A 20,830-nucleotide genomic window follows, 5' to 3' on the forward strand; every position below is an offset into this window, starting at 1 on the left:
ACTATACTCAGCCGGTCCCGTTTCCGCCCTGCCTGCCCTTCACGGTCCACACGTCCGGAGCATTGCTGCGGGGATTGAACCCGCCATCCAGGATTTCGAGATTACGAATCAAGCAGTATCGGAAGATCCTCCAACCCGGAGCACCCTGGCCCTCCTCGACCCACGCCACGAGGACAAGAGCCCCGTATCGGGGGGCTTGGGCGAGCGAATGAGGTTCTACCACGAACACCTCTCCGAGGTGCTGGAATTTTACCTGTCTGAAATGTTGAATCGCCCCACGAAGTGCAGGCAGGGCGGCATAGGAGGAAGTCGCCATACGGAGGATTTTAGGCAATTTTTTTGCCTGTCAAGAGCACCCCGGTTCACTCCACCCGCTTCCACCCGATCGTCTCCATCCCCTTGTAGCTCGCCGCAAACATCCAAGGTTTTTCCCCCGGCTTCAATCCTGCCGGAGTAAACTCCACCAAGCGGATCCCGCCGTCCCAGTGCGGCACTGATTGCGGCAATAGCCGGTCACCGACCTCGCAGTTTTCCGGCCGTTCCATCACGCGTTCTTCAATTGGGCTTAGGGTCATGATCGCACCATCTAACAATGTTTCGCGAGCGCAAGGTCTCGCACGGTTCTTTCCGTTCGAAATTTGCCTCTTCCGCGTCACTCGTTTCGCTTACGCGCCATAGGAAGACGGAGGGGTAAAATTTGCATCTCGCAATCTTCCGCATGCAGCGTGCCTCCTGTTAGTCCCCATGGAAAAGCTCTAGGCGCACCGGAAAAATCCCGTTGTCGGAACCCAGGGGTGATTTGTCCTTTGCCACAGACTGCGCCCAAGCAAGGAGCAGTCCCACAAATAGGATCATCGAGGGCAAGGTCAGATCAGGGCGGCGATTCGGGGAGAAGAAGTCAGGGAGTCGCTTCATGCCGCCCCTTTTGCAAGCAGCGTGCCATCGCCATCTCCTTCCGAACGCCCCAAATCCCGCTCTCCTACTCCTCATTTCGCACTACGCGGCCATGCCAAGCGCCACCGTCCGCCTCCTCTGCGAAGCCGGCAGCCCGAGCCGTGCACTGTCCCCGACGGTGCCCCGGCCTCCGCCCCTTCTACTCGCGCGGATCCTCGGTCAAATTTGTACTCGCGCTCACCTATAGCGGCGCCTTCCTCCTCACCGCCGGCGTCGGCACCATCATCATCGAGGTGAAGCCCCTTTCTGCCCTGTCGACCGATGATGACGCGCTCATGCGCATTGCGTCGCCGCGGTTCGCGGGATCCGCTCACAAGCACGCTTCACTTCGAGTTTTCATTAGCGCATTTCTTCGCCTGCAACATGTTAGACTTCCAATGTTTCTCCTCCGACACTCCCTCGTTCTGCTCATAACCCTGCTGGCCTCCTGTCAACCCCTCCGCCCCTACGCGCCCATAGTCACCTCTAAGCCGGTCAATTTCGTCACCCTCACCGGCGGGCAACGGGTGCACGTGGAGCGCTACGGCCATCGCGGTCCTGCCGTCCTTCTCATCCACGGCTTTTGCGCTTCCTCCTACTGCTTCCGCCACCTCGCTCCTGAACTTGCGCGTGACCATCGCGTCTTCGCCATCGATCTCAATGGTTTCGGCTACACTGAGCGCCCGCGCGATCCCGCCGCATACGATCTCGATGGCCAAGCCCGCTTGGTCAATGAAACCACCCAAAAACTGGGGCTCACTCGCGTGAATTTCGTTGGTCACTCCTTCGGAGCCGTAGTCGCCTTGCGCGCCGCCGAACTCGAGCCCCGGCGCTGCGATCGGCTGGTCCTTGCCTGCCCCGCTTCAAGTGTCGGTCTGCCCGCCTTGCTGCGCTTTACACCGACCCGTTATCTGCTCTATCCCTTCGTGAGGATGCAGCTCTCTTCGCCCCAGGCCTTCCGGGCCGCTGCCAGCACTGCCTTCTACCAGCCAGGACTCCCCACTCTTGAAGACAGCGAAGTATTCCGCAATCAGCTGCTCGTTGAAGGGTTTCCGGATGCCTATCATGGCTTCGGTCGCGCGATCGATCCCGAACCAGGAAAACAACTGCCGGCCGGCGAGAATCTCCGGAAGCCGATCCTAGTAATTGCCGGGAGACACGACCGCGTCATTCCCCTTGGGAATGTCCGCAGCACCACCCGGCATCTTCATCACCCGCAACTGGTGATTCTGGAGAACAGCGGTCATGGTGCCATGGAAGAAGAACCCCGTGCCATGGCCCGCTACATTCGGCGCTTCATCGATCGCTGAAAAAGACTGACCTCCGCAAAACCCCGCAACCTGCCCCGGAATCTGATATTCCGCGAAGCTCTGCCGCACTTCCATCTGCGTCACCGATGCGCTGTCCCCGAATTTTTCTGACAGGTCCTCCGGAATTTCCATCTCCAATCACCTTCGGCGATTCCCCGCACTCGCGGTCGGCGTCCACTTGAGAGAATCGCCTGAAATCTCCTCGAAGCTCTGCACCAGCGACGGCTTGATGTAGATCGTGCACTTCATCCGATCACTCTTCGCCGCAGACCACGTTCCACTGCCATCACGGTAAGCTATCGTCTTCTTTATATAGATCTTCACCAAGTCCCGCAGAGGTCCTCCTGGATTCCCTCGATCGCCAACGGCCCCATCCCTTGGAATCTCTTCTGAAGCGGTTCAGCTTTCCGCCATCGATGACCGCCCGCTACTGTCATGGATTGCTGGATTAAGTCTATCCTTGGCTCCTTTCCTCCAGCCTGCCAGACTACCGGAATGGCAGAAATGGACCTCTCTCACACGTCGCAAATCATCGTCCTCTCCGCCCGCATGAAGGCCCTCGAAGAATCTTTGGACGCCTTGACCGGAACCCCTTCCAAGGAGGTCCGATATCAGCGGGTGAAGGAAATCGTATGTCAGCTCATGGAGGCCTGCGAGGACGAAATTCCGAGAGAGCTGCACGCGCACTTGCAAGAATCAGTGGAGAAGATCGTCGGCACCTGCGGCGAGGAGTAGAGGAGAGCGGCGGGCATTCCCGAATGCCGAACATAGTAATTATCCCACTTCCCAACTCCATCCGGCATGAAGCCATGGCGCCGGTAGAACCGGTTAGATGCGCTTTCCTTCACCGCGACGACAAAGACCGGCAACCTCAGGCGTTCTGCCTCTTCGAGTATGAAATGTAGGACCTGGCTCCCGATTCCCCGGTTCTGGAATTTTGGGAGTATATAGAGGTGCTCCAACTCTACTCCCGTCTCACTTCGTCGCGCCGCGTAAAACCCGACCGTCTTGCCATCCACCTCGATAGTTCGCGTGAACTCCGGCGCGAAGCTCACCAGCAATCGAGTCCGCGAGCCCTTGGGATCAAACCTCCCAACGCGTGCTAAACTCTTTCGCATCGCCGCGGCGCGGATTTTCGCCAGCCGTTCAAAGTCATTCTGTGTCACATTCAGGACCCGAATTGAATCGACAGGCGTATGCATAGGATTTTCAACGAGGATCAAGAGCCACATGATAAGGCCAAGACGGCCCAGCTCCAAGGTCCATGCTTCAGCCTTTTAACGTCCGGAAAACTGGTGACTCAGCGCACCACAGGGCGATCATCGCTCGAACCGTCTCGATCGCTACGCAGAAGTCGTGATGGAGGCGACAACGCGGTGGATCCCATCCGAGCTCCGCTACTTGCCCGGCTTGATATTGCCGTTGGCATCAGTGAGTACCACCGTCGAGCTTCCCCCCACCATGAGCACAGTCAACCTATTCAACCTGAATATCTCACGACCTTGGATCATCAAATCTCGCCGTAGGGAAGGGGTGGTGGTTCAAGGAAGCACTTGTGACGACATAAGGCTGCGTCGATGGTAACGGGTGTCCGATCGTCGCTATCCCGTTGAGGAGTTCGCTCGCGATTTCATGGCGATCAGCGCCGATCGCTCCGAGAGAGGGGATGACGCATTCATTCGAACGGTGTGTTACTTGGGCCGGGTCTACGCCCATCCCAGCAAGAGGACGCAGCGTGCTGCCTTTATCTCACTGGTGGGCGCCTTCCTATCTCAGCACATCGACAAGTTCGACACCGGTAAGATTGAAGTGGCCGGGCCGGAAGCGTCTTTAGTTTCCGCCCATCTCCTTCGGGCACTCTAGGATGTCGTCGCGCCTGTCGCGCTTGATCGGTCTCACGCTCTGCCCACGCCGGGCACGTGCTTGCCGTGGCGGAGCGTTACGCCGCCGCGCCTTGACCCTTTTGAATATCTATCGCAGAGCGCCGAGCTTCGTAGCCTCCCCGGTAACAAGCGGACTACCCCCTAGGTGGGGGTAATCGTTACTTGGGAGTAATCTGCCGAGTGCATTGTGGCAGAAGTCAGTGCAGTATGCCCTGAGTACGCCTACGAGGTGTAGCAGAGCTGCCGGCCGGGCACTGGAACTGCAACGGTTTGGCCCGAGTTCCATAGCGGTATGCTTCCTGCGAGGTGGTCTTTAGCGGGCCGTGGGCCCGGGAATCCACTATATGCAAACCATGAAGACACCAATCAGCAAAACAGGCCAACTCCTCATCGCTATCCTTGCCGCCTCGATGAGCCTTGCGGTGGCCAAAGACGGAGTGGCAATGAAGGACGGGAAGGTTGTTACCGTGAAGGACGGCAACAAGACCGAACTCACGGACGAAGCGACTCTCAAGGATGGTACCAAGGTGATGAAGGACGGCAGGGTTGTATCGCCCGATGGCACCAAATGGAGCCTGAAAAATGGCGAGATGATCGATTGGGACGGGAAGTTCAGCGTCCATTTCGTGATGGATGGTGTCGTCCGCAAGGACGGCAAGATCTGGCTCATCAAGGCCGGTGAAAAGTCCGAGGTATCGGGGGAGACCACTCTCACCGATGGAACGAAGGTGCAGGCGGACGGCAACGTGGTTTCGAAGGAAAACAAGAAGTGGGAGATGGATGATGGTGACGCAATCCTCTCCGATGGCCGTCCAGTGGTGGAGGGATCGATCGTCGGCTGGGGTGAAAAGCCCCTGCTCACGGACGACTGTTCCGGAACCTTGCTGAAATCAGACAAATCCTTCCCCAACGGGAACAAGGTCCAGCCGGATGGCACTATCCTGTTCTCCGATGGCAACAAGGGGAAGATCAAGGATCTGGATGTGATCCAAGAAGGCGGAACTTATTTGCCCGCCATCAAATAATTTGCTTAGCAATTTCCCGGAATTGTTTGCGGCGGGTTGCTTTGGCAGTCCGCCGTATTTGATGTGTCCTGGCGCCCCGCGCCCCCCCCTGCCGCGGTCGACAAGGCGTGCGGAAAGCGGCGCGCCGAGGCGAGTTGCAAATCTCAGGCGCTCCGCCGAAGGCTGGAGCCGCCTAATACCGTTCGGCACACTACGTGCGATGGGGAGGCATGTATAACCTCCTCGAAGACAACCCGCTCTCGGACGCCCCTTTTTCGCCGGTGCTCGAGGGAGAAGCTCGCCTCAACTTCATCTCGAAGTTCGTAGAGACCCATCCCGCCGTCGCCCCGGAGGATGTAGAACTCGTGCTTGACGATGCCGCGGCCTGGATCGAGGGGCCCGAAACTCACGACGCATTGGTCAGGGCTGTGGAACGGGAACTCGGCATTTGACCTCATCACATCAGAATTGTGCCCTCTAACGTCAATGTCGTGAACGGTCCGCGGTCAGTTTCGTTCCGCTGCCTCCCGAAGTCCGCGCCGAATGTGGGGCGTCTCCAAGAACTCAAGGCCATGGAGGAAGGTTCTAAAGGGAGCCCTCTGTGGCCATGAATGGCTATTGCAGTGACGATGATCGTGCGCGCGATGGAGCCGCCTTTGACGGGCATCTGGTGGAAGCCACCGAACCTTGATCTCCTACGGAAAATCCTGTGCCCAAATGCTTAATTCCGCCTATGAGCGCGTCACACGAGCTAACCTTTGATCTTGCTGACCTTGGGCGCGCCATTCGCGAGCACCATTCGGTGCGTGGAAGGCGGTTGCATGATCGATTTGAAGGGGATCCCGTGTTGATCAAGCCTTGCCCGGACACCCATCGCCTTTGTCTTCTTGTCAAAATCCGCACCATCAATGGTCGGCGGCAGCGGGGTTGGCATCACCTCGCTCTCAATGAGATCTCGGAGCTTGAGATCTTGAGTGAGAGGTTTCCCGAGCATGAGTATCCGCCCTGGCTAAAGGACCAGCTTTCGCCCTTTGGGAATTGCGACGCGGATCTATGGGAGAGGGGCCGCTGGGAGTGAGCAGAAGATCATCGCAGCTGCCGCCTGTCGCCGTGTTCAGAGGGTTTTCATTGGCTCGCCCAATTCAGGCCTGGTCGCGAAAGGCTGGCTGGGCCGCCAGCGGCACCGCGGTCTCTCACGGCTTGCCTCACAGCCGCGATCCCCTTCCAACGGGAACACAGGCGCTGAAGTCCCCCGGTAATGGCCTAGGGCAAAGGGACCACCAGACTTGACTTGGATGAAGAGCGGCTTGGGCAGGATGAGATCGCGATCGAGAAGTGGTATGGAATCTTGGTTCGTCACCCATTCTTGCCGGCCGAGGGCACACGCAGGTCAAATGGCCTGTGCTGGTTCGTTGGGCTAGGCATATGACCGACAAACTCCCCTGAATTCCTCCCTCACTCGAATCCCTTCCGTGCGGTGGCACTGGATCTGCGAAGGGATACGGATGGACCCAAGTCAACCCAATACCAAAGGCCAGCAGTCGGATTCCGATGCCGAGCCTGCTGAGCAGACGAATGCCCCTGAAGTATTTCGCGAAAGCGAAGAAGATGCCTCAGACAGAGCGAGGAAACCCCGAGTGCTTCCTCAGCCTGTAGGCCGCACGAGTGCCTGTTGTGAAGAATACGCCGGCTGCATTCACAGCGCAGTGCAAGCGCGTCCCTTCGAGTCAATTGCGATTGCGCTCGGCGTTGGAATATTGATCGGTGTCTTGATTGGCAGGAGCTAGTCTTCGCCCATGTGGGCGCAATGGATGGAGCAACGGCTGAGAGCGGCGCCTACTGCCGAAAAGGCCGGGGCTCCGTTTGTGGAGTCCCGGCAGGTGTTTCGGGACTTCAAGCGCCCTGGGAAAGAGTCAGCCCATGGTCGCCACGTTGACCGGGTTGCCAGCCTGCAATGCTGCACGTGTGTCGACACCAGCCAAGTCATGGACGGTGATCGCCACTCCGCCAGATTGAATGGCATTGTGGATTTCGGTGGCATCTTTTTCGGAAACGCCCGCCTTCACGAGGGAAGTTACCATCGAGGTAATTCCTCCAGCGGCAATGCCGATGCCTGCTCCAGTCGCTGCAGTCGCGGCCACTCCGGTCAAACCAAGGGCGGCGGCGATTGGGCCCGCTGCCAGGAGGAAACCCAGTCCAGGAATTGCGAGTGCGGCAACACCCACAAGCAGACCTCCCACCGTTCCGAGCAAGCCACCGGCAACCGCGCCTGAAGCTGCATCGGTGGCGGCGGTTCCGGCAGTGCTGCCTGCCGGTGCGCTCGTAGATGCCATCACCTCACTGCCCTTCGCGCTGGGATCCAGAGCTGCGACTCCGATGTCAGAATCGGGAACTCCGGCAGCCTTGAGAGATTCCACGGCGGTGTTGGCATCGGAGTGATTACGATAGGTAGCAATAAGTGTGGTCATTTTGTAGGATCGGTTGGATGAGGATTTTTCCTCAGCCCGCCTCTCGCAGTTTGCAGGCCGCCGATTGTTAGACGAATGAAACCCATGCTCCTTATGGTATATGCCTCCTCGTGCTGAGCGCGGGGGTCCTGCTTCCACATGCAAAATGCCCGGAATTGCGCTGATGCACGGGCCTAACGCATGTGCTGCGAGCAGCGTTGCTTTGCTCGGGTCCACGTTGGTAGCGGATGGCGGTCCGCTGCTCTTATACACGTAGTAGATCGCAGTCCGCCTCCCCGCACTTCTTCGGATCGTTGTTTACTGATCGCGCGATCCTTTGCGTTGTGGTGTGGTCCCCTCTTTCTCGATGACTTCAGTTCCCCCTCTCGACATCCACCATCTAGGCCGCGGCATCCAGGAACACCGCCTCATCGGCCTTGCACTTGGCGAGGAATCGATGAGAGGAGAACCCTATCGACTGGTTAGTTCTCCAATCTCCGGGGTCCTATCCCTCCTGATTCGCGTGACATTCGATTCGGGCCAGCGGGTCAAACCTCTGTGGACCCTTCTGAATTTCGCGGATATCACGAGGGTGCAGATTCGTCCGGCGATCTTCGAACCGTGCGAGGTTCCGTGTGAATTCCGGCACGAATGACTGACTGCGCGAATCCGGGGAGGGTGGGTTCCCACAATTGGAATTGCTTCACCCCTATTCGTCGCTACATACCTTCATGCTTGGGATCCTTGGCAAATGGAAGGGAAGGATGAAACGGCGCTTTCCCCGTCTAGCGGCGAAAGCGAGCTACGTTCGTAAACGCAAAAAGCGCTTCCTCGCCTTGTTTCTCACGGTCGCTCACGTGCTGGGAGCACTCAGTTCCGTGCAGGCGATCATGACAGCTAGAACCGCCCAAGGTGCCACCGCTTGGGTCGTGGCCCTGAACTCCATCCCGGTTCTTTCGGTGCCCGCCTATTGGGTCTTCGGCAGGACGAAGTTTGAAGGCTATGTTTCCGCCAGAAGGGGTAGCGACGGGAGATCGAGCGCGGTTGTCAGTACGTTGCGGGAAGAATTCAACGCTGCCCGGCCCCCTGCGCCATCGTCCGGAAATGGGGAGGCGCGCATTCTCGAGCGCTTGACCAAGCTTCCTTCCACCTCAGGCAACGAGGTCCAGCTCCTCCGCAACAGCGAGCAGATCTTCCCATCGATTTTTGAGGGTATCGATGCGGCCAAATCCTACATCCTCGTCCAATTCTACATTGTCAGGGATGACGATCTGGGCAGGCAGATCAAAGACCGCTTGGTGGCGGCAGCCGGCCGCGGCGTGGGTGTCCACTTCCTCTACGATGAAATCGGCAGCTATGGACTCCCCGACGCCTATCGGGACGAACTTCAACGCGCCAGCATCGAGATCCTGCCTTTCAATTCAAGGAAGGGCTGGACCAACCGCTTCCAGGTCAACTTCCGCAACCATCGGAAAGTCGTCATTGTGGATGGCCGGGTCGCTTGGACGGGAGGTGCCAATATTGGCGACGAATACAGCGGCGGCGACAAGGATCTGTCTCCGTGGCACGACACCATGGTCCGGGTGCAGGGCCCGGCGGTGCAGGCCATCCAACTGCCATTCTTTGAGGACTGGCTCTGGAGTAGCGACAAGGAGTTGAAGCTTGAGTGGAGACCTGCTGCGGTCTCCGCAGGAACCGGCCAAACCGTCCAGTGCATCCCCAGCGGTCCCGCCGATTCCTTGGAAACCTGTACCCTTTACTTCCTGAGCTTGGTGAACTCAGCGCGCTCGCGACTTTGGATCGCTACGCCCTACTTCGTGCCGGATGAGCAAATTGTCAGCGCTCTTGAACTTGCTGCTCTCCGCGGGGTCGAGGTTAGAATCCTGGTCACCGACAAGTGTGACAGCCCTCTCGTTGACCTCTCTGGCTGGGCTTACGTTGAGCGCTTAGGCAGAGTGGGCGTGCGCTTTTATCGGCACTGCGAAGGCTTCATGCACCAAAAGGTGACCCTCGTGGATTCTGATATCGCTACGGTGGGGTCGGCGAACATCGACAACCGCTCTTTCCGGCTGAATTTCGAACTGACGGTGCAAGTCGAGGATCGCGGCTTTGCCGCTCAGGTAGCAGAGATGTTCGAGAAGGATTTCAAGAAATCCCGTGTTGTCGGGTTCAAGGAGCCTACCGAGCGCGGCACCCAATTCCTTATGAAGGTCCGGGCGGCGAATCTGCTCTCACCAATCCAGTGAGCCCCGCAGTCTCTCACTTTGCTGAACCGGAAAGGTTTGAATGAGGCCCCCAATAGAGGGGGAACTCCCGGCCCGCGCTGATCGAAATTGCTCGTTGGTGCCCTATCAAGGGAGCCCCTTTGCCTTGGTCATTTGACAGCCTCCGGCTCCGTCTTACGGTACACCTTTCCTACAACCGAAAGATCGATCCAATGTCAGCCTCCAATCTTCACGAAGTCAGCGTATCCCTCAACGACGAAGCACGCGCCATCAAGGTCCTGTTCGGCCACCTCCCGCGAGTAGGGGAGACTCTTACGCTTCAGGGCACGAACTACGAGGTGCAAAAGGTCGTCTTTGATCTCATCGAAGGTGACGGTGGCAGGTTCGGACACCCGAGCCTCTTCTGTCGCCCTGCAACCCTGTCGCTCGGTGGAGATTCCGCGACTCCAGCTTCCTGATTCGCTCGCTCCATAGACCCCTTGAGGCCATGAACAACTACCTCCTGGCCGCCTTGGTTCTCGGCCTCACTGCATTGTCATTCATTGCCGATCGCTTTCGGAACCCTGACAAAGTCTTCCGCGCTTGGTTTTGGCTCGCCTTGATTGCATTCGTCGAGGTCGCCGCCGGTCTCTTCCGTGCTGGCAATTACACTCGCCCTAACGACATGCTCCTCGCCGAAATTTGGTCAAACGCCTTTCAGTGGCTCTTCATGGGGCTCGCCCTCCTGTCTCTCGCATCGCTCCGCAAGCCGGGGCTGCAATCGCGCGAGTCATGATAGGTTCCTAGGCTCTTGGTCCTTCATGGTATTGGAGGCATGCTGCCAGACATTTCGGTTCACCCCGTTTGATCTCCGGCTGAGGAGGTCACTTTCCCGTTAACCGGGAGCATCACCACAGGGTAATTGGCAATGGGCTGGATAGGCACCCGGCCCTCTCGATAGGGCGGTGACGAAGCCACCGTCTACGTCACCTCCATAAAGCCTCTGCACGGTAGGGAGGCCGCCCACGCCTCTGGCAGCCACGACTTCCGCTAGAATTGAAAATGCAACGGGTACGCCACGGCCAGAAAAGCAAAACTTAGCAGAGTTCACTTGAACCTTCGGTGCCGATGTGGTTGAAACGGTGCGCCCGCGTCAGCGTGGGCTGGGCGTCAGAACCCATGACAGCCAACCGGACAAATGGTCCGGGAGGCACCGGCGCATGTCCAAGGAGCTTCGTGTATGCGGGGCTCTAAAAGGCCCGTGCGGTCATGCTGTCATGACTTCTGAACTCCCGGGCCACCTGGAACGGGCAATCGAACTCGAATTGCCCTAGGCCATGCTCGAAGAAATTATAGCTGCCATATTTGTCTGCGGGATCCCCGCTGCCGCGGTCCTTCTCGGTTGGAAGCGAGGAAAAGCCGTGGGGCGAAAAGCTTTCTTTCTCAGTAGCGTCGGGTGGTGGGTGGTCGTGGTCATCACTATGATATGCTTTAGCGAATACAGGGTCGATCCCCCAGCGCCCGGCCAAGCACCACAATTCCCGATTGGTGGCATCATCGGTCTCATCGTGTTGGCCCGGTCCGCTTACGGGGCCTTCGCAATCCTTGGCAAGCGACTCAAGGACGCTTCGGTTCCATGTTGGGCGGTATGCATCATGGGATGCATTGCCCTCTTGCTGGTGCCTTACGTGATTGCGCTTTTCCTGCCTTCTAAGCCTCTGAAGGAAACAGAAACCGGAGAGCTCACCCGAGGCCCCGAACGAGGCAATATCATGAGACACAGAGATTACGCCGTAGTTATTCCAGAAGGCGAGGAGGCCGAGGAAGGCTACGTCCGAATGGAACATGGAACGCCCTATTCCATCCGCCTTGAAAACAGAAGTTCACGGCGGTGCAACGCACGAATTGCCATCGATGGTAATCCTGTCGGTACGTTCCGCATTGATCAGCGGTCTTCCATCGTCTTGGAACGGCCCTCGCACGACACGGGCCGTTTCACCTTCTTCAAGGTGTGGGCAAAGGAGGCTGGCGAAGCCGGGATCGTGGAAAACGAATCAACAGGACTCATCTCCGTGACCTTCATACCCGAGTTGGCCGATCATCTGAAAGGGCTTGAGGCAGCGCGACTCTCGGAGGATGATGATGCGGGAGGGACGGGCCTTGCCGGTCATAGCTCCCAGCGCTTCCAGCCAGCGGCGTCAATAAAGACCGACGAAAGCGAGGCATTCACAATCCACTTCCGCCTTGTGGCCAAATGCCCCGCTGTTCGGCCTTTGGTTGCTAGATCCACCCCTATCCCTCCGGCTGTTGGCACGTGAGTAAATCTGAGAAACGAACGCGCAATTGTTGCTCCAAGATATGCCCCACGGGAAAGAGGAGAGCCCTTTCATGCTTTCGTTTCTCCATGCGGAAGCTGGCGCGTAATTTGCCCCGCTGGCGCATTGCTTAACTCCCAGGTCGGCAGGTTCGCGGACCTGCGCAGTGTTGTTCAGAGGCGGCAGGTACTGAGACGGGCTGATACTAGCGTGTGGGTTGGTGCGGGGCACCTTTACAACGTCATCAGCCGTGCAAATGCCGGTCAGACAGGTCCCGCCGACACCGCGAGGGCGGTGGTCGATAGTTCAGACTCGCCGTTTTCGTCAGATGACTTTCAATGCGACCTGCGCTTCCTTGGCGCTCTTCATCAGGACTGCGCGTTTCGCCAAGCGGTCCGGCACGATGTGAAAGAATTTCTCTCCCTCCTCGCGCGGGTGGGTATTCAGGTAGTGGCGTTTTACGATGCTCTCGCTGTTGCCTGCCTGCAGCGCCACATCTCCAATGCTGCGGTGAAAGGCTACGTGATACGAGATGAAGCTGTGCCGCGGCTCATCGTGGGTAAGCTCAAAATGCTGCCTCACCATTTTGGCCAGTCGGTCGTAGTTTGTCGGCAGTATGCTCCCGGGGAAAGCGCCTAACCATTCAGCGAGATTTGCGGGGATTGTCACCTGCCGCTCATGTCGCGTCTTGGAGACGTTAGCAGGAATGCCGATCGTCAAAGTCTTGAGATTTACCAGCGAGGACTGCCTCGCCGCCATCCGCTTCAATTCCTCGGGACGGATGCCGGAGAAATAGAGCATCGCGAAATGAGGGATCATTACCCCGCCACGCCAACGCGATAGCACGGAGAAGAGGCGTAGAACCTTTCCTAGATCGGTGGTGGTGGGAGTATCGCCCTGCTCCTCTCTCACTTGGCGGGCGGCGTATACGCGGATGTCGGCTACAGGATTTTCGAAAGCGAACGGCCGGTTGCTTGCCTTGTCAGCCTTCGCGCACCAACTGAAGAATGCACTCAAATCATTTCGGTAATTGTTCCAAGTCTTTTTGCTGGCACGATGAGTGCCGTTCTTCGCAGTCAGACCGCGCAAGAAACCTTCCACTTGGCTGCCCGTCACTTCATGAACCCACGGGTCATCCGCAAGGATAGAAAACTGCCTCAGCACGCTATGGATTCCCTTCAGGGACCGGGGACGCAACCCGTCACGCTCCCTATCGTCAATATAGAGATTGAGGGCATCAGCCATTCGAATCGTGAATTCCGGAGGTCGGTGATGGCGCAGGAAGAAATCGACCGCCTCTGCGAGCGTGTAGGTACTCCCGAGCCTGTCGAACGCCTGCAAGGCTTCCTCGTGCTGCGAGTCTGTAAGAGCGGAGAGAACCATGCGTTGAGCCCGGCCCTTGTTCTCGAGTTGTACCCGCAGCGCCGCGGCGAAGGTTTCGGCTTTCTTCCGTTCCTTAAACCGCTTCCGCTGCCACTTCCCATCCTCCTGCCACCCTTGTACCCGATGGAAGACATAGCCTTGGGCATCCACCTTGGAAACGATGGTAATGCCCGTCGAGGCAGTCTTACTGGCCGTAGTACGGGTTCGCTTCACTCTTCTGCTCATACCTGCATCGGAGCGGAGCGTAGGCGCGTTCGCAAGCATCTATTGCACGGAGTGAAGCATGGAGATTGTGCGATGCTTGATTTTTAGGGGTTGGGCGTCAGGCTCATAACCTGAAGGTCGTAGGTTCAAATCCTACTCCCGCCACTTCATAAGAGCCTCAACCTTGACGGGTTGAGGCTCTTTCCTTTCGGAGTGGGTGCCATTTTCGAACCAGAGGCGTGAACGGCATGGCACTTGATACGAGGGACTCCTCTTGTCGGGGGCGCTGGGTACGCGGTCCTGCGTATTTTCACGGGATTTCATTTTGGAGATTCTTCGGCCCTCCACTCTATCAGGTCCCGTTCTGTTCTTTATGGCGCATTCGAGATGATTTCGGGCGATCATCCATCAACCACAGACTCCAGCCGTTTGAACGGGCGGGGATTACAAGTTTCTCCAACTACGCTGTAAGCTGTCGTTTCCCTCATCGACCTTGTCCGTGCCAAAGGACTTTTCCGGGCGTCAGCAGTCAGGCCGCTTCCATTCATGAAATCTTCCGCAATCCTCCTCGCTCTTGTTCTGACTCCATTCGTGGTCTTTGCCCAAGGCCCGCTAGTCCCGCCAGCGGGCCCGCCTGCGCCATCGATGAAGACGCTCGACCAGATCGAAGCGCGCACCCCGATCGACTCGCTGCCCTATACCATCAGCACCCCGGGAAGCTACTATTTCACCAAGAACCTCCAGTTCACTGCGACCTCGGGGGATGCCATTAGCATCACCTCGCCGAACGTCACACTCGACTTCAACGGCTTCACCCTTAGCTCCACCGCGACAGTGGCCGGCAGGGGCGTCTTCGTCACCGGCGGTCTCAATAACATCGCGATCCGGAATGGCAACATCGCCGGGAGCTCCACGGTCTATCCCACCACTATCGCTGGGTTCGAGAACGGGATCTACGCCAATGCCAGCCAGGGCATTCCCTTTGGCGCCTTCAGGAATCTGAGCGTGGAAAACATGCAGGTCAGTGGTTGCCGTACCTGGGGCATCGTCGCCTATTATGGCAGGCTCAGCAATTGTACCGTCGCCGCCAATGGCACCGACGGCCTCATTGCGTCGGAAGGTGTCGTCACTGCCTGCCTCGCAAAATACAACGGCGGCAATGGAATCTCGGGCGCAGCCATCACTGTCGTGAATTCGGTAGCTTCTGCCAACGGCCGTGATGGGATCGGCGCTACTTCCGGCAGCGTGACCGCCTGCATAACCCAAGGAAACAACACTTCCGCGGGAAGCTACTATGATCTCAATGCTGCGAACGCTGTCATCGCCTCCACAAAGTACGGTACCGGCAACGTGACGGGTAGCTCTATCGACGGCGAGCGCCGCGCTGCCATCGACTCGTTGCCTTACACCATCAGCAGCCCGGGCAGTTACTATCTCACCCAGAACCTCCAGTTCACCGCTACTTCGGGAGATGCCATTAGCATCACCTCGCCGAACGTGACCCTCGATCTGGGCGGCTTCACCCTCAGCTCCACCGCTGCGGTGACCGGCAGGGGCATCTTTGTCACCGGTGGCCTCAACAATATCGTGATCCGGAACGGCAACGTCGCCGGGAACTCCTCAACCGTGTTCCCCGCGGTGACTGCGGGCTTTGAGAACGGAATCTATGCCAATGCCGCCGGGGGGACTCCTTTCGGTGCCTTCAGGAACCTGACCGTGGAAAACATGCAGGTCAGTGGCTGCCGGACCTGGGGTATCATTGCCTACTACGGCATCGTCAACAATTGCACGGTTGCCTCCAATGGTACCGATGGGCTTATCGCCTCGGACAGCATCGTTACCGGCAGCATCGCGAAATACAATGGCGGTAATGGGATCTCCGGGGGGACGGTCAACGGCTGCATTGCTATATCCAATGGTGGTATTGGAATTTCCGGCGCCACCGTCACCAGCTCGACGGCCACTTCCAATGGTCAGGATGGAATCAGGGCCACCTCCGGCAGCGTCACCAGTTGCACCGCCACGTCGAACCATACCGCCGCCGGGACCTACTACGATCTCAATGCCACGGACGCCGTCGTCGCCTTTACCAAATACGGCACGGGCAACACGACTGGCAGCACGCTGACCGGAAACAAGACACCTTGAGTCGCCCTTGCTTTATGGTCGCGTGACTTCCAGTCGCAGGAACTGCTGCGGCTGCCCGCCAATCGGGAGCAAGGTCCGGATCTTCACAGTCTCCGTGCCGTTCCCGTTGTCCTGCGGATAGCCGGGCAGCATGACCGTGTCTTCCCAACTGCCATCCGAGAGGTCCCAGGTAGTACGATGGTGATAGGAGATCCCGGCGATTGCCGGTTTCGGCCGCACATAGGTGGTGGTGAAGTAGGGCAGACCATCAATGATCTCGATCTCTCCGTCCGGCAGACGTGCCGTGTCGCGGGCGCTCGGGCTACCGCCGAGGGCGGCTTCAAGGAGCACGCTCACGCCATCGCCATCGCCATCGGAGTCGTCCAAGGCCGGTGCCGCTTGGGCCGCAGCGAGGCTGCCGAAGGCGGAGATCTTCCAGTTGTTCAGCGGCGAATCCAGGATCTGGATCTGGGCGCTGCTGCTGGCTCCGGCGATGTAGTTGGAAGCTTCCGACAGCGAGAGTGTCACGCTCAGCGGGCCGGTGACCGTTTCACGATCATGCGCGCTCAAGGTCAGGGTGGCGTAACTCTGGCCGGCGGGGATGGAGAAGCTGGTGGGCAGCGGCGTCAGCGTGTAGTCGATCCGCGGCAGTGCTTGGCCAGCGCCATAAGCCACTGCGAGTCCGACCTGCAGGGCCTCATCGGTGGGGCCTGTGCGGCTGACGGTGAAGCTGCCGGTATCCGCTGTGCCTTTCTGGGCGGTGCCATCGGTCGCGACGATGGAGACCGATCCGGATTGCGAGGCCAGCAGAGCGATTTCATTCGCCGCCAAGGCACGTGAATAGAGACGCACGTCGTCGAGGTAGCCATTCATGTGGTCGCCAGCTGTGGAGCCAGTGGTCTTGGTTCCAATGTTCAGGGCATTGGTCGTGGTCGGAATGGCTGCGGTCTGGGCCTGGCTGGCCACCTCTTCGCCATTCACATAGACCCTCATCTGGGTGCGGTCGTAGGTGGCCGCGACATGGAACCACGTATTGGCCGGTGGCAGGTCGGTCTCGATCCGTCCGGCGCCGGAGATGTGCCACACCAGCTTCCCATTCTCGGCGAGCAGCCGGTATTGGTTATCGTTGTTGCCCTTCTGGACGATGCGACGATTGCCGCCCCAATCGACGGCCTTGACCCAGGCGGTGAGCGTGATCGCTTCGGTCGGATTGAGGGCTGTCTGATTCGCGACTACCACCCCTTGGTTCAGCTCACCGGTGAATTGCAGGGCGCCGCCGAGACGTCCAGCCGTCACCCACTGGGGCAGGGGCGCATTCAAGGTGCCGACACGGCCATTCCCGGAACTATCAGCCGCGGTGGTGCCGCTGCTATCGTCGAGCTTCCACCAGCCGACAGGGCCGGAGGCAACGCCGGTGCCGGTAATCGCGAAGCTCGTGGTGGGCTCGCTCGGATCATTCGAGAGGATCACCACGGTGGCATTCTTCACCCCGGTGGTGGCCGCCTGGAAGCGGATCTGGAAGGTCGTGCCGCCCGGACCCGCGATGGATGCTGCGGGCTGCGCCAGCACGGCGAAGGATGATGCGCCTGTGCCATCGATGCGGATCCGCGGCGTGCCGTTCAAGAGCAGCGGCGCATTGCCCAGATTCTCCAGCGTGAAGGTGCGGATGACTTGGCCGCCAGGCGGCACGGCCACCCCGAAGTCGGTGCCATCGGAGTAGTCCGGCGTGCTGTCGTTGTTAGAGACGATGCGGCCATTCCCCACGATCCGGATCTCTGCCGCCGGAGGGCCTATGTCGGTGGTCGCGGAGGCGACATTCGAATAGGAGGAATAGACGTAATCGCCGAAGGCGGCGACGCGGTAGTAGTTCGCGGAGAAAGGATCCGCCGTGGTGTCGCTGTAGCTGGTAGAGCCAGCTGGGGCGATCCCGATGGACTCGAAGTTAATGCTGTCCAGCGAGCGCTCGATCGAGAATCCCGCCTCGTTGTCCGACTGATCTTCCCAAACAAGTTGCACCTCGTTGTGCGAGATAGCTGTCGCCACCAGTGTGGTGGGTGGCGTGACGGTCTCAGGTTGCAGCGACTGGATCCACTGCGCGAGCATCTGCACGCCGACGGTGTCCACCTGATTGCGCGCCAGCGGCGGCATCTGGTGATCACCCACCTTGCTCACGCGATAGTAGAGAACCGAGTCCTCCAGGCTCTGCGGCACGATCACCCGGGCATCGGGATTGCCCAGATTGTCGTTCAAGAGACCGTAGAAAAGGCCCTGCTGCTGGAAGGGCGTCTGGAAGCGACCATCCCACATCGCATGCACGCCGCCGGGGCGATGGCAGTAGGAACAGTTCGCATCCAAGTACGAGCGAGCGCGATCCTGGAGCGAGGCGCTGGTATCCGTATGATACGCCAGCTTTTCCATCGTGGGGATCTGGCTGTCAGAAGGAGCATTGCTGAAGAGGCCGATGTGATTCCAAGCCCGGACCTGGTTGTCGGTCACGCCGCCGGGATAGAGCATGTCCTTGTTGAACTGCCGCGTGCTGGGCCCGAGCACACCGCCGGCTTGGCCATTGTGGCAGCGCACGCAATCCTGCCGGCCCGGATAGTACCAAGGCTGGCGGCGGCTGTTCAGGTGGAACTTGGCCGTGGTGGTCGCATTCTGGGATGCGACGTGCGCGGTCACCGCCAGGCCGAAGTAAATCTGGTCCGGGTAATCTTGGGTGACGCGAGCATACTCGGTCCAACTGAAACCATCCGGGCTGGAGTAGGCGATAAAGGTGTCACCCTCGCGCTTCATGCGCAGCCAGGTATCCGGGTAGTTCACGAGCGGCTGCGGAGCGGGTGGATAGATCGCGGCGGCATTGCCCCCGGCAGTCGCGCGGTACTGGAACTCATAGCCACCCACGTTGTTGTTGCGCGCGGCATTGCTGGGGAAGACCAGTGCCATCACGTGCCGCCCGTTTGCCGCGAGGCTATCCCGCACCATCAGACCGGTCTTGGTGTAGAGATCCGCCTGTTGGACCGACTCAATGCGCACCGAGATGTCGAAGTCGCCGCTGCGCTGCTGGTAGGCGAAATGGAAGCGGTCGTTGTTCCCCCAGATGTCGTCACCGCCAGCCACGATGGTGACCTGGTCACCGTCGCGGGTGGTCGATCCAGCCAAGATCGGACTGCCGATATCCTGACCGGTGAAGCTTCCCACCGGTGCCGTGGCGATCGGGATGTTTTCGGTCAGGCCGCCGTCGAGCAGGTCGGCATCGCTCTGGTCGGCACGCCACTTGTAGGTCGCACCATAGACCGTGCCGTCGTCCTTCTTCACGATCACGCGTGTTTCCAGGCGGCGTTTCGCGTTCGCATCCACATCGCTGGAAGGCAGGTCGAAGTGCTTCACCAGCACGCTGCCGGTGGGGAAATTCCAGTCGCCTTGGGGTTGGAAGCTGATGGTGGTGTTGTTCGGCACCGTGGCCCAGCGCGACTTGATCGCGCCGTCCGACCAGAAGGGGGCATTAAGGCTGTAGGGGATCAGCTTCGGGCTTGGCGTCATGGTCGCCAAATTGCTGAACAAGCCGGTGGCACTCAGTGTGGCAGGTAGCGGAGTGCCGGGTGCCGGGCCGCCACGCTGGAGCTTGTAGATCTTCCCTGCGGTGGTGCCGAGCTGGCACATGTAGAGTTCGTGGTTCGCGTCCAGGCCAAAGGATCCGAGACCGCGGTAGTCATTGCCGGAGTTCTCTCCCTGGCCATCGGGCAGGGTTGCCAGCAAGACCTTGCTGGCGGGAGTGGTGGATTCATCCAAGTACCAGATGAAGCCGGTCATGTTGTCGCCGAAGATATACTTGCCATACAGCTCCGGGAACTGGGTGCCGCGGTAAACGTAGCCGCCCACCACGCAACTGCTGCCATCCCCGCCGGCGTGCGGGTAGTCGATCACCGGGCGCTTGCTGACGCCGATGTAGGTTCCTGTCAGGTCGCCGTTCAGACCTTCGATCCTCGGCCACTGCAGGTTCAGGCCGAGTGGGTCGCTCGGCTCGATGATGGTGACCTCTTCCCGTGTCTCAGCTCCGACGTCGCCGATGAAGATCCGGTTGGTCACCGGGTCATGGGTCATCCGGTGCGGACTGCGCAATCCGATCGCGAAGAACTCCTCAAGCGCGTTCGGTTGGCCCACGAAAGGGTTGTCATTCGGCACGTAGTAGCGCGGCCACTCCGGACTGACTTCGTTCAGCGCCCGCTTGGTTGGCGCGTGGCTGATCGCTCCACCACGCTTGTCCACATCGATCCGGATCACTCCGGAGAACAAAGCGCGGTCGATCCGCTGTCCGTTCAGGGCGCCGTCGGCGTCGTCGCCGTTGGTCAGATAGAGGAAGCCATTTCCGGGGTGGAAGAACAGGCCGCCGCCGTTGTGCCAGACGTGGTTGTCCTTCTGGTCGATCACCACATATTCACTCGCTTGCGTCGTCTGGAAATTCGAATCCAGCACGAAGCGCGACAAGCGATCCCGCGTCGGTGGGGATGGTGGCTGGAGAGTGATCGGACGGGTGGTCGCGTCGCCAAGGATCGGGCCCAGGTCACCGGCACCGCCGACCTGCCCACCGCGCCAATTGTAATAGACGAACATTTGGCGGTTGTTCGCGAAGTCCGGGTGGAAGGCTAGACCCAGAAGTCCGGAGTCATCCCAGCCCTGGGTATTGGCTGAGAGGTCCACCACCAGGGTTTTGGTGGTGACGGCCGGGTTGTTGTCGAAGGCGTAGACCCGGCCTTCGCGCTCCCAGACCACCAGCTTGTTGGTCCCGGGAATCGCCGCGAGCCCGACCGGATTGAGGAAGCTCAAGTTCGGAAAGGCGACTACGGTGGTCCAGTTGGCGGGAACCGAAGGAGCTTCGGTCGGGAAGGTGCCGTCGTAGAAAGCTCCGACGTCAGGCCGGGTTTCCAGTCCATAGTCCTGCGCCTGGGCGGGGCAGGGGAATAAGGCCGACATCAGCAGCGTGAGGGCTGCCGCCAGAGGAAACGGGCGGAGGGTTTTCATG

The 20,830-nt window shown here is 59.3% G+C and carries 13 protein-coding genes; 8 read left to right on the forward strand and 5 right to left on the reverse strand.

The window, feature by feature from the left end; genetic code table 11:
• Positions 1–362: 362 nt before the first annotated feature.
• Positions 363–575 carry a hypothetical protein gene (locus BV071_RS29750; protein ID WP_035615358.1) on the reverse strand — a complete coding sequence of 71 codons (213 nt, stop codon included), beginning with the start codon at positions 573–575 and terminating at the stop codon, positions 363–365.
• A gap of 480 nt (positions 576–1,055) precedes the next feature.
• On the opposite strand from BV071_RS29750, the gene BV071_RS33955 reads away from it, so the two are divergent.
• Positions 1,056–2,243 carry an alpha/beta hydrolase gene (locus BV071_RS33955; protein ID WP_081886323.1) on the forward strand — a complete coding sequence of 396 codons (1,188 nt, stop codon included), beginning with the start codon at positions 1,056–1,058 and terminating at the stop codon, positions 2,241–2,243.
• Between the two features lie 635 nt (positions 2,244–2,878).
• On the opposite strand, the gene BV071_RS34550 is transcribed toward BV071_RS33955, so the two are convergent.
• Positions 2,879–3,466: a GNAT family N-acetyltransferase gene (locus BV071_RS34550; RefSeq protein ID WP_265595064.1), complete on the reverse strand. Its 588-nt coding sequence runs from the start codon at positions 3,464–3,466 to the stop codon at positions 2,879–2,881.
• A 1,013-nt stretch (positions 3,467–4,479) separates the two neighbouring features.
• Here BV071_RS34550 and BV071_RS29785 point away from each other — a divergent pair.
• Positions 4,480–5,151: a DUF6799 domain-containing protein gene (locus BV071_RS29785; protein WP_265595065.1), complete on the forward strand. Its 672-nt coding sequence runs from the start codon at positions 4,480–4,482 to the stop codon at positions 5,149–5,151.
• Positions 5,152–5,360: 209 nt separating this feature from the next.
• Positions 5,361–5,582: a hypothetical protein gene (locus BV071_RS29790; protein WP_035615371.1), complete on the forward strand. Its 222-nt coding sequence runs from the start codon at positions 5,361–5,363 to the stop codon at positions 5,580–5,582.
• A 1,461-nt stretch (positions 5,583–7,043) separates the two neighbouring features.
• Here BV071_RS29790 and BV071_RS29805 read toward each other — a convergent pair.
• Positions 7,044–7,598: a general stress protein gene (locus BV071_RS29805; protein WP_052574058.1), complete on the reverse strand. Its 555-nt coding sequence runs from the start codon at positions 7,596–7,598 to the stop codon at positions 7,044–7,046.
• 743 nt (positions 7,599–8,341) lie between these two features.
• On the opposite strand from BV071_RS29805, the gene cls reads away from it, so the two are divergent.
• From cls to BV071_RS33960, 4 genes are all read left to right on the forward strand, one after another.
• Positions 8,342–9,823: a cardiolipin synthase gene (gene cls / locus BV071_RS29810; protein WP_052574074.1), complete on the forward strand. Its 1,482-nt coding sequence runs from the start codon at positions 8,342–8,344 to the stop codon at positions 9,821–9,823.
• 191 nt (positions 9,824–10,014) lie between these two features.
• Entirely contained in the window at positions 10,015–10,260 is a 246-nt protein-coding gene (locus BV071_RS35970) for a hypothetical protein (RefSeq protein ID WP_265595066.1), read from the forward strand.
• 29 nt (positions 10,261–10,289) lie between these two features.
• A complete protein-coding gene (locus BV071_RS29815) occupies positions 10,290–10,577 on the forward strand; it encodes a hypothetical protein (protein ID WP_035615377.1) in 288 nt (95 codons plus the stop codon).
• 541 nt (positions 10,578–11,118) lie between these two features.
• Positions 11,119–12,099 carry a hypothetical protein gene (locus BV071_RS33960; protein ID WP_052574059.1) on the forward strand — a complete coding sequence of 327 codons (981 nt, stop codon included), beginning with the start codon at positions 11,119–11,121 and terminating at the stop codon, positions 12,097–12,099.
• A 321-nt stretch (positions 12,100–12,420) separates the two neighbouring features.
• Here BV071_RS33960 and BV071_RS29825 read toward each other — a convergent pair whose 3' ends face one another.
• The gene (locus BV071_RS29825) at positions 12,421–13,692 is read right to left on the reverse strand and encodes a hypothetical protein (protein ID WP_265595067.1); all 1,272 of its coding nucleotides are present in this window, start codon (positions 13,690–13,692) and stop codon (positions 12,421–12,423) included.
• 537 nt (positions 13,693–14,229) lie between these two features.
• Here BV071_RS29825 and BV071_RS29830 point away from each other — a divergent pair.
• Positions 14,230–15,831, forward strand: coding sequence for a right-handed parallel beta-helix repeat-containing protein (locus BV071_RS29830; protein ID WP_265595068.1), 1,602 nt, complete (start codon positions 14,230–14,232; stop codon positions 15,829–15,831).
• Between the two features lie 12 nt (positions 15,832–15,843).
• Here BV071_RS29830 and BV071_RS29835 read toward each other — a convergent pair whose 3' ends face one another.
• Entirely contained in the window at positions 15,844–20,829 is a 4,986-nt protein-coding gene (locus BV071_RS29835; protein ID WP_035615382.1) for a LamG-like jellyroll fold domain-containing protein, read from the reverse strand.
• Position 20,830 lies beyond the last annotated feature (1 nt).

The sequence above is a fragment of the Haloferula sp. BvORR071 genome, from assembly GCF_000739615.1.
Taxonomy (GTDB): Bacteria; Verrucomicrobiota; Verrucomicrobiia; order Verrucomicrobiales; family Akkermansiaceae; genus Haloferula.